Source organism: Nonomuraea deserti (genome assembly GCF_004348685.1).
Lineage (GTDB): Bacteria > Actinomycetota > Actinomycetes > Streptosporangiales > Streptosporangiaceae > Nonomuraea > Nonomuraea deserti.
Map to the genome: position 1 here is coordinate 1 of NZ_SMKO01000275.1, position 10,184 is coordinate 10,184.

Annotated in this window: 9 protein-coding genes; 7 read left to right on the forward strand and 2 right to left on the reverse strand. The window is 72.1% G+C overall.

All coding sequences use genetic code 11. The features are described 5' to 3' along the window. From E1292_RS47065 to E1292_RS47085, 5 genes are all read left to right on the forward strand, one after another. The coding region (locus E1292_RS47065) for an ABC transporter substrate-binding protein (protein WP_132606308.1) at positions 1-865 on the forward strand (865 nt) is incomplete at its 5' end. A 2-nt stretch (positions 866-867) separates the two neighbouring features. Further along, entirely contained in the window at positions 868-1,902 is a 1,035-nt protein-coding gene (locus tag E1292_RS47070; protein WP_181958415.1) for a FecCD family ABC transporter permease, read from the forward strand. After that, a complete protein-coding gene (locus tag E1292_RS47075; protein WP_132606309.1) occupies positions 1,899-2,672 on the forward strand; it encodes an ABC transporter ATP-binding protein in 774 nt (257 codons plus the stop codon). The genes E1292_RS47070 and E1292_RS47075 overlap by 4 nt, the downstream gene beginning before the upstream one ends. Then, a complete protein-coding gene (locus E1292_RS47080; RefSeq protein WP_132606310.1) occupies positions 2,669-3,307 on the forward strand; it encodes an adenosylcobinamide amidohydrolase in 639 nt (212 codons plus the stop codon). Before E1292_RS47075 ends, E1292_RS47080 begins: the two co-directional genes overlap by 4 nt. Before the next feature lie 63 nt (positions 3,308-3,370). Then, positions 3,371-3,976 carry a Uma2 family endonuclease gene (locus E1292_RS47085; protein WP_132606311.1) on the forward strand — a complete coding sequence of 202 codons (606 nt, stop codon included), beginning with the start codon at positions 3,371-3,373 and terminating at the stop codon, positions 3,974-3,976. Here the strand turns inward: E1292_RS47085 and E1292_RS47090 are convergent. Both E1292_RS47090 and E1292_RS47095 read right to left on the reverse strand, forming a co-directional pair. Further along, positions 3,970-5,634, reverse strand: a complete 1,665-nt coding sequence (locus tag E1292_RS47090) for a hydantoinase B/oxoprolinase family protein (RefSeq protein WP_132606312.1) — start codon at positions 5,632-5,634, stop codon at positions 3,970-3,972. The genes E1292_RS47085 and E1292_RS47090 overlap by 7 nt on opposite strands. Continuing rightward, the gene (locus tag E1292_RS47095; RefSeq protein WP_132606313.1) at positions 5,631-7,673 is read right to left on the reverse strand and encodes a hydantoinase/oxoprolinase family protein; all 2,043 of its coding nucleotides are present in this window, start codon (positions 7,671-7,673) and stop codon (positions 5,631-5,633) included. The genes E1292_RS47090 and E1292_RS47095 overlap by 4 nt, the downstream gene beginning before the upstream one ends. Positions 7,674-7,779: 106 nt before the next feature. Here E1292_RS47095 and E1292_RS47100 point away from each other — a divergent pair, with 106 nt between their 5' ends. Both E1292_RS47100 and E1292_RS47105 read left to right on the forward strand, forming a co-directional pair. After that, positions 7,780-9,246 (forward strand): zinc ribbon domain-containing protein, encoded by a 1,467-nt coding sequence (locus E1292_RS47100; RefSeq protein WP_132606314.1) that lies wholly within the window; start codon positions 7,780-7,782, stop codon positions 9,244-9,246. Continuing rightward, a partial coding sequence (locus E1292_RS47105; RefSeq protein WP_132606315.1) for a serine/threonine protein kinase occupies positions 9,246-10,184 on the forward strand: 939 nt, incomplete at its 3' end. The genes E1292_RS47100 and E1292_RS47105, both read left to right, overlap by 1 nt.

Consider the following 10,184-nt stretch of genomic DNA (forward strand, 5'->3'; position numbering starts at 1 on the left):
CTCCGCCCCCGCGTCCTCCGCCCCCTCGGGAGAGTTCCCCGTCACGATCGAGGCCGGCAACGGCCAGGTCACCATCGCCAGGAAGCCGGAGCGCGTCGTCTCGCTGTCGGCCACCCACACCGAGACGCTCTTCGCCATCGGCGCAGGCCCCCAGGTCGTCGCGGTGGACAATCAGTCGAACTACCCGCCGGAGGCTCCCAAGACCGACCTGTCGGGCTTCGAGCCCAACGTCGAGGCCATCGTCGCCGAGAAGCCCGACCTCGTCGTCGTCTCCGACGACCTCAACAAGATCGTCGCCGAGCTGGGCAAGGTGAACGTGCCCGTCCTGGTGCAGCCCGCCGCCACCGAGCTCGACGACGCGTACGAGGAGATCATCGAGCTCGGCGCCGCCACCGGGAACAAGGCCAAGGCCGAGGAGGTCGTCGCCGGCATGAAGACGGCCATCGACAAGCTGGTCGCCGAGGCGCCGAAGGACAAGAAGCTCACCTACTACCACGAGCTGGACCAGACGCCCTACGCCGCCACGTCGAAGACGTTCATCGGCCAGATCTACGGCATCTTCGGCCTCACCAACATCGCCGACAAGGCGCCCGCGTCCGCGGGAGGCTACCCCAAGCTCTCCGCCGAGTTCGTCGCCCAGGCCGACCCTGACCTGATCTTCCTGGCGGACGTCAAGTGCTGCGGGCAGAGCAAGGAGACCCTGGCCGAGCGGCCCGGATGGAAGAACCTGTCGGCCCTCAGGAACGACCAGGTGATCCAGCTCGACGACGACATCGCCTCCCGCTGGGGGCCACGCGTCGTCGACCTGGCCGAGACGATCGGCGCCGCCGTGGCCGGAGCGGGCGCCGAGGACGGCACGAGCTGACGGTGACCACGCAGGCCCGCCCGTCCAGGGCCAGACCCGCCTGGGTGGCGAGCGCGCTGGGCGTGCTGGCCGTCGCCATGGTGGCCGGGCTGCTCGACGGGGCCGCCGACATCTCGCCGTGGCAGGTCGTGCTGGAGGTCGCGGACTGGCTGCCGCTCGTCCACGTCGACTCCGGGCTCGCCCCCGTCGAGCAGGGGCTGCTGTTCGAGCTGCGGCTGCCCCGGGTCCTGGTCGCCGCCGTGGTCGGCGGTTTGCTGGCCATGGCGGGAGCGGGGTACCAGGGCGTTTTCCGCAACCCGCTCGCGGACCCCTACCTGCTGGGCGCCGCCGCCGGCGCGGGGCTCGCGGCGACCGCGGCCATCGTGCTGCTGCCCGCCGCGGAGGGCAGCGTGCCGATCGCGGCCTTCGCCGGGGCCGTGGGCGGCGTGTTCCTGGCGTACACGCTCGGCAACGCCGCCGGGCGCGGGGGCGGCACCGCCACGCTGGTGCTGGCCGGGGTGGCGGTCACGTCGTTCCTGACCGCGATCCAGACGTTCGTCCAGCAGTTCAAGGTCGAGGAGCTGCAGCGCATCTACTCGTGGATCCTCGGCGACGTCGGCGGCGGATGGGACCAGCTCTGGCTGGTCCTGCCGTACGCCGCCGTCTCCGCCGTCCTGCTCCTGCTGCACGGGAGGATGCTCGACGTGCTGTCCGTGGGCGACGAGGAGGCCACCAGCCTCGGGGTGCGCGCGGCGAGGGTGCGATTCACGGTGCTGCTGGCGGCGTCGCTGGCCACCGCCTCGGCCGTGGCGGTGAGCGGGCTGATCGGCTTCGTGGGCATCGTCGTCCCGCACGTCGTCAGGCGGCTGGCGGGCGGCTCGTACCGGAGCGTGCTGCCGCTCTCGCTGATCGGCGGCGCGGCCTTCCTGGTGCTGGCCGACCTCGTCGCCCGCACCGTGCTGGCGCCCGCCGAGCTGCCGATCGGCGTGGTGACCATGTTCGTGGGGGCGCCGTTCTTCGTCGGCATCCTGCGCGTGACCAGGCGGGCGGTCACATGATCGGGGTCTGCGCCGTCTCCGTGCGGCTCGGCGGGCGCGACGTCGTCGCGGACGTCGGCCTCGACGTGCGCCGCGGCGAATGGCTGGCCATCATCGGGCCCAACGGCGCCGGCAAGTCCACGCTGCTCAAAGCGGTCATGGGCCTGGTCGCGCACCGGGGCGAGGTCACGATCGACTCCCGGCCGGCCGCCGCGCTCAAGCCCCGCGCGCGGGCCAGGCTGGTGGCGTACGCGCCGCAGTCCCCGGCCCTGCCGCCCGACATGTCGGTCTTCGACTACGCGCTGCTCGGGCGCACCCCGTACATCCCCTACCTCGGGAGGGAGAGCGGGCACGACCGGCGGGTCACCGCCTCCGTGCTCGACCGGCTCGACCTGACGGAGCTGGCCACCCGCCGCGTCGGCGAGCTGTCCGGCGGGGAACGGCAGCGCGTGGTGCTGGCCAGGGCGCTCGCCCAGGAGGCGCCCGTGCTGCTGCTCGACGAGCCGACGACGGCGCTCGACCTCGGGCACCAGCAGCAGGTGCTGGAGCTGGTCGACCGCCTGCGCAGGGCCGACGGGCTGACCGTCGTCACCACCCTGCACGACCTGACCGTGGCAGGGCTCTACGCCGACTCCCTGCTCCTCATGGCCGGGGGGCGGGCGGTGGCCGCGGGCAAGCCCGCCCAGGTGCTGACCGAGGCGCTGGTGGGAAGGCACTTCGACGCCCAGGTGAAGATCGAGCCCGGGCCCGACGGGCGGCCCGTCGTGCATCTGGTCAGGGGAGGACCGTGAAGCTGACGTACCGGGTGGAGGAGGAGGCCCGGCTCGGGTCGCTGCTGTGGGAGTTCGGGCCCGGATGGCGGATGATCTCCTCCGCCATGCTGGGCGGCGGGATCGGGGCACGCGAGTGGGTGCTGAACGCGCAGGTCGTGGCCGGCTACGCGCGGATGGACCCGGCCGAGCACCTGCGGTCGTTAGGTCCCGCCGGCGACGGGGTCGGGATGATGACCGCCGCGTCCGTCGACCGCTACACGCGCGCCGCCGACGGTGGCGTGGAGGCGGTGGCCACCGTCGGGCTGCGGGTGCCCACCTGGGCCGCCGCCCCCGAAGGCGCCGAGGACCCCGAGCTCGCGCCCATGCGCGTGGGAACGGTCAACATCGTCACCGTGCTGCCGGTGGCCATGACGGACGCCGCGCTGGTCAACACGGTCATGACGGTCACGGAGGCGAAGTCGCAGGCGCTCATCGAGGCCGGGTTCGCGTGCACGGGCACGGCGTCCGACGCGGTCTGCGTCGCCGTGCCCGCCGACGGGCCGCGCGAGGTGTTCGGCGGGCCGCGGTCGGAGTGGGGGGCACGGGTGGCGCGGGCGGTGCACCAGGCGGTCCGGCGCGGTGCCGAGGCGTGGCGATCCCATCACTCAAAGTGAGGATTTCCTGGGAAGTAGCATGTGGGCGAGGGCGTGACTCCCGATACTGAGTGGGTGACCGCAATGGCGACGATCGAACCGAAGAGCGGAACGGCCGCGGATGAGCCGACCACGAGGCGCACGGTTCCCCCGGGTGCGCCGCCGTTCACTGTCGACGACCTGCTCAGGTTCCCCGACGACGGGAACCGATACGAGCTCTTCAACGGGAGCCTACTAGTGAGCCCTGCCCCCACCCCCCTGCACCAGGACGCGATCTTCCTTCTGCAGACGATTCTCCACCAAGCGGCGCCGCCGCACCTGAAGGTGTTCTCCACCGTCAACGTGCGGGCATCGGACAGGGACTTCTACATCCCTGACATCGTGGTGGTGCCGAAGGAGAGAGCCCGGTCGGTGAAACTGATGTTCGCGCCCGAGGACGTGCTCCTGGCCGTCGAGGTGGTCAGCCCGACCACCAAGATCCGCGACAGGGCGACCAAGGCCGCCGCATACGCAGCCGCGGGCATCCCCACCTACTGGCGCGTCGAGCTCGACGAAGGACCGGCGCTCTACGTTCACGAGCTCGACGAGGGCTCCTACCGGGGGCCCAGCACTCACCAGGCCGGAGACAAGGTCAGCCTCTCCGCTCCCTACCCCGTGAGCTTCGATCCCGCCGACCTGACCGACTACTGAGCGCCGGCCCCGTAGTCCTCGGCCGCTCCTCGGGGGGTGACGCGCCCCGCCTCGAGGTCGGCCATGATCGCCTCCCTGTCCCGTTCGCCCGGCGGGCCGATGCCGCCCCCGCCCGTGGTCTCCACGATGAACGCCTCGCCCGCCGCGAACCGCACGTTGTTGACCTTCGAAGCCAGGCGCTCCACGGTCCCGTCCAGATGACGCTTGAAGAACCCGCCCAGCCGCCCCGGCAGCCCGCCGTCGCGGCCCGGCGGCGGCAGCCGGAGCCGGTCGCCGCGGGTGGTGACGTGGCAGCCGGCCAGGAAGCGGTAGACGGTCCGCGACCCCAGCCCGCCCCTGTGGCGTCCTGGGCCGCCAGAGTCGGGGATCGTCTCGACCGACTCGACGATCAGCGGGCAGCGGCTCTCCACCGGCTCCGCCTGTGGCACCGAGTTGCGGCCGATCCCGAAGTGCACGCCCGTCGCGTCCGGGCCGTCCAGGCCCTGCCGGGCGCCCACGCCGCCGAAGTCGTACGAGAGATGGATCCAGTACGGCGCGCCCGCCGCGGCGATCGAGAACGGCTGCAGGATCCCGCTGGCCGCGATGGCCCGGTCGGGCACCGCGTCCGACATGGCCTGGAAGACGGCCTCCATGGCGGCGTAGATGGGGACGTACCGGCCGCCGCAGGGGTAGGGGGAGCGGGCGTTGAGCAGGGAGCCCTCGGGCAGGCGCACCTCGATCGCGCGCAGGCAGCCGTCGTTCATGGGGATCGCGGGGTCCAGGAAGCAGCGGATCGCGAAGACGGCGGCGGCCAGTGACTGGGAGGCCGAGGCGTTGATGGCGGCCGGGACCTGCGGGCCGGTGCCGGCGAAGTCGAGGACGGCCTGCCGGGGGCCGAGGATGACCGCCACGCGGATGAGGTGTGATATTTCGGGGTTCATGCCGTCGTCGTCGATCGGATAGGCCGCCTCGAACCGGCCCTGCGGCAGCCCGGCGAGGGCGGACCGGGTCCTGGCCTCGGTGTGGTCCAGGTAGTCGTCGACGCCGTCCGCCAGCCCCTGCGCGCCGTACTCGCCGATCAGCGTCTCCATCCGCGCCGCCGCCACCGCCGTGCCCGCCACCAGCGCCCGTACGTCGCCCATGACCTTGTCAGGGGTGCGGCTGTTGGCCTTCAGCACGGCCTCCATGGCCGGGTCGATGCCCTCCTCCGTGGCCAGGCGCACCGGAGGGAGTTGCAGGCCCTCCAGGAAGATGTCCGTGGCGAGGGGAGCCATGCCGCCGGCCGAGAGCCCGCCCAGGTCGGACACGTGGATCATGGTGGCCGTGAAGTAGGCGGGGGCGCCGTGGACGAAGACGGGGCGGTAGACGAGCAGGTCGTTGGTGTGGACGCCGCCCCGGTAGGCGTCGTTGAGCGCGTACACCTCGCCCGGCCGCATCGTCTCCGGCGGGAAGTCCTTGACCAGCTCGGGGAGGGCGGCCTTGAGCGCCATGCTGTTCATGAGCGTGGTGGCCATGGACTGGGCGATCAGGCGGCCCCTGGCGTCCAGGACGGCGGCGGAGGCGTCGGAGCCCTCCACGATGAACGTCGAGTACGCCGCGCGCACCACCACGATGCTCGCCTCCTCCGCGGCGACGACCAGGGCGTTCCTCAGCACCTCCGCGGTGAGCGGGTCGGTCATGGAAGGCTCCTGGTCAGCCGCACGGCGCGGGACTCGGTGAGGGTGGCGCTCCAGCCGGGCGGGACGACGATCGTCGACTCGGCGTCCTCGATGACGGCCGGGCCTCGCAGCCCGGCGCCCATGGAGCTCCTGGTGTGCACCGGCACCTCCACAAACCCGCCCGTTTCGGGAAAGTACGCCCGCCGCAGCCCTGACCCGTTGCCTTCCGGGTCTGACCTGCCGTCCTCCGGCGCCGCCGGGCCGCCGCTCGCCGGGTCCGTGTCGCCGGCGGGGATGGTGACACGCACGCGGTAGCCGACCAGTTCGATCTCGCCCCGCTGGGTGAAGCCGTAGATCTCGGCGTACCGCTGGAAGAAGCGGGACTCCAGCAGCGCGCGGTCGGCGCTCCACGGGACGGTCAGGTCGTGCGACTGGCCCTTGAAGCGGACGTCCACCGACCGCGACACGCGCACGCCCGGCGATCTTGAGGAGACCCCGAGGTCCGTGGCCGCCTCCGCGGCGAGCGAGACGAGGAGCGCCTCCGGGTCGGGCGCGTCCAGGCGGGACAGGACGCGGTCCGTCGAGAGCTCGCCGGACAGCAGCCCGGCCGCAGACGCCACCCCGCAGTACGGGGGCACCACCACCGTGCCGATCCCGAACCGCCCGGCCACCCGGGCCGCGTGCGTGGGCCCCGCCCCGCCGAAGGCGACCAGGGCGAAGCCGCGGGGGTCGATCCCGCGCTGGACGGTCACCACGTGCACCGCCGACGCCATCGAGGCGCTGACGATCTCGTGCACCGCGTACGCCGCCCGCTCCCGCGGGACGCCGAGCGGTCCGGCGAGCCGGTCGAGCGCCTCGCCGGCGAGTTCGGGGGAGAGCGGGATGGAGGCGGAGGAGAGGTAACCGAGCACGAGGTTCGCGTCCGTGACGGTCGGCTCCCGGCCGCCCATGCCGTAACAGGCGGGGCCGGGGGAGGATCCGGCCGAGCGCGGTCCCACGCGCAGCGCGCCCGCGGGGTCGAGCCAGGCCACGCTGCCGCCGCCCGCGCCGACCTCGGCGAGGTCGATGGCCGGGGTCCTGATGGGCACGCCGGTGCCCGCCCGCCGCCCGCCGAAGCTGCCCTTGCCGCCCACGTGGAACTCGTGGGTGATCTCCGGCCGCCCGCCGCGCACCACGCACGTCTTGGCCGTGGTGCCGCCCATGTCGAACGAGATCGCGTCGGGGAACCCGGCGCCCGCCGCGGCCAGCACCCCCGCGGCGGGGCCGGATTCGATCGTGGCCACCGCCCGCCGGGCGGCCACTTCGGCGGAGATGACGCCGCCGCCGGACTCCATGACGTGGATCGGGGCGTCGATGCCGAGCTCGGCCAGCCGATCCCGGAGCCGCGAGAGATAAGAAGCTATCAATGGACCGATATAAGCGGACATAATGGTGGTGGTGGCGCGCTCGTACTCTCGGATCTCCGGCCAGACGTCCGACGACGTCACCACGTTCTTCACCGATTCGCGCAGGATCGCCGCCACCTGCCGTTCATGCGTGGGATTGGCGTACGCATGCAGCAGGCACACCGCCGCCGACTCGATGCCGCGCCGGGCGATCCCGGCGGCGGCCTCACGTACGGACGCCGGGTCCAGCGGCGTCAGCACGGCGCCGCGCGCGGAGATCCGCTCCACCACCTCGAAACAGTCGCCCGGGGCCACCGGCGGGGGAGGCGGCGTGAAGCGGAGGTCGTAGCGGTCCTCCTCGACCCGGGCGTAACGGCCGAGCGGGATGGTGGCGCGAAAGCCCTGCGTGGTGACGTACGCCACCCGGACGCCGGTGCGTTCGAGCACCGCGTTGGTCGCCAGCGTGGTGGCGTGCACCACCCGTTCGACCTGGGCGGGGTCGCGGTCGCCGAGCGCGCGCGTAACGCCGGCGAGGATTCCCGCGATGGGGTCGTAGTGGGTGCTCAATACTTTGGCCACGGCAAACGCGCCGGACGTGCCGCGCCGGACCCCGTCGGTGCGAAGGACCACGTCGGTGAACGTGCCACCGACGTCGACGCCGATCACGAACCCCATCCGCGTACGTTATGTCCCCGAGCAAGCGCTTGTCTACGTAGTCGTCTATTGACTTACGGCACCTGATTGGGACCCTGGTCTCAATCCAGCCTTTTGGAGCGGAGAGATGGCGCGCCTCAGAGCTCTTGCCAGTGGCGTCGCGGCGGCGCTCGTGCTGGTCGCGATGCCGGTCGCCGCACATGAGCATCCGAGCGGGATCACCGACCTGGTGAGCCCCGCCGTGGTACGGCTGGAGGCCGTGTCCCACGTGGAGATCACCCTGCTCGACCACGTCGGCCGGCTCAAACATGTGGAGCGGTCCTACGACTTCCCGTTCGCCGAGGGAACGGGCACCGTCGTCAACCCCGACGGGACCGTCGTCGCGCTCCGCCGCCTGGCGGTGAACGACGACGACGTCGCCGTACGCGCCGCGAACAAGATCTTCGCCGAGCACCACGACGTCGAGATCGCGGCCGACGACGAGAAGCACGAGCTGTCCGACGAACTGCTCGACCGGCACCTGCAGGACTGCTACCCGCCCAAGAGCGACACGGCCACCTGCATCATCAACGTGACCACGGAGATCACCGCCTTCCCCAACGTGTCGCCGGCCAGCCCCGACGGCTACAAGCTCAAGCTCGCCAAGGCGGGCGGGAAAGCCGACAGCCCCGCCGTGCTGGTGCCGCTCGACCCCGTGACGGGAAGCGTCGGCATGCCCACCGCGCCGCTCGCGGACAAGGTGCCCGACCAGCAGGGCGCGCCCACCAGCGTGGCCGGCTTCCTGGGCCGCCCCGGCCCGAAGACCGCCCACACGGTCGAGATCGCCCACCTGGGCGAGGGTGGCACGTCGGGCGACGCCGGCAGGCCCTTCGCCGACCCCGACAAGAAGGTGAACGAGCCGGTCAAGCTCGGCGGCCTGGCCGACAAGGGCATGATCGGCGCGCCGGTCATCGGCGACAAGGACGGCCACGTCATCGGCCTGCTCGTCGGCGGCGGCGACGAGGCCAGGATGATCGGCGTCAGGGAGATCACCAAGATCCTCACGGAGGCCGGGGTGGAGCCGCGCAGGGGCGCGATCGACACGGCGTTCGAGGCGGCGCTGACCCGCTACCACACGAGCTATTTCACCGAGGCGGCGCCGGGCTTCCAGCGGGTGCTCGAGCTCTACCCCGGCAACGTGGTGGCCGCGGAACTGCTCAAGACCTCGCTGGCCAAGCGGGGCGGCCCCGAGGACCAGGGCACGCGGGCGGCTGCGGCCGACCCGGCCGGCTCCACGCCGCTGTGGCCGTTCCTCCTGGCGGCGGCGATCCTCTTCCTGGCCGCGGGCGGCGGGGCGTATCTCCTGTGGCGTCGCCGCCCTCCTGAAGAAGTGACAGCACCGCCACAGCCGCTCGCGGCCGACGCACCGCTCGACGACGGCGCCCACCAGACCGTGGTCGTACGGCGCTCCCAGCCGTTCCACGTGGCCCCGCAGCAGCAGCAGCAGGTGATGACCGCGCCGGACCCGGCGATCAAATACTGCACCTCGTGCGGTATGAAGCTCGGCCCCGCGCATCGTTTCTGCGGCTACTGCGGCCACCCCATCGAGACGTGATGCACGTGAACGAAAGATCGCTCATCGGCCAGGAGGTGGCCGGATATTACATCGAGGACATCGTCGGCAAGGGCGGCATGGCCGTCGTCTACCTGGCGCTCGACCCCCGGTTGAGCCGCCGCGTGGCGCTGAAGATCCTCAACCCGGTGCTCAGCGTCGACGACCGCTTCAGGCAGCGGTTCATCCTGGAGTCCCGGACGGTCGCCAGCATCGAGCACCCCAACATCATCCCGATCTACGAGGCGAACGCCGACGCCGACGGCGTGCTCTACATCGCCATGCGCTACGTCGACGGCCTCGACCTGCGCCGCCTCATCCACGACCGCGGGCCGCTGCCGCTCGGCCCGGCCAACCAGATCTTCGTCCAGGTCGCCGCCGCGCTCGACGCCGCCCACGCGCACGACCTGATCCACCGCGACGTCAAACCGGCCAACATCCTGCTGGCCGGCGACCACGTCTACCTGACCGACTTCGGCATCACCAAGCACCGCTCGTCGATCTCCGGGCTGACCCAGACCGACCAGTTCATCGGCACGCCCCGCTACATGTCGCCCGAGCAGATCAACAAGGAGACCATCGACGGCCGCTGCGACCAGTACGCGCTGGCCTGCGTCGTCTACGAGGCGCTGTCGGCGCGGCTGCCGTTCCAGCGCGAGAACGACATCGCGCTGCTCTGGGCCCACCTGGCCGAGCAGCCGACGCCGCTGTCGCAGCTCAGGACCGAGCTGCCGTCACAGGTCGACGAGGTGATGATGCGCGCGCTGGCCAAGGCGCCCGAGCAGCGCTACGCGACCTGCGCGGAGTTCGTGACCGCGCTGCGCGAGGCGATGAGCGGGCACCAGGGCGAGCCCTCGCAGGGAGGGTCCTCGGGGCCGCATCTCGTGCCCCGCCCCACCCCGGGTTCGGGTCCGCACCCCGTATTCCGGCCCGGCCGGCAC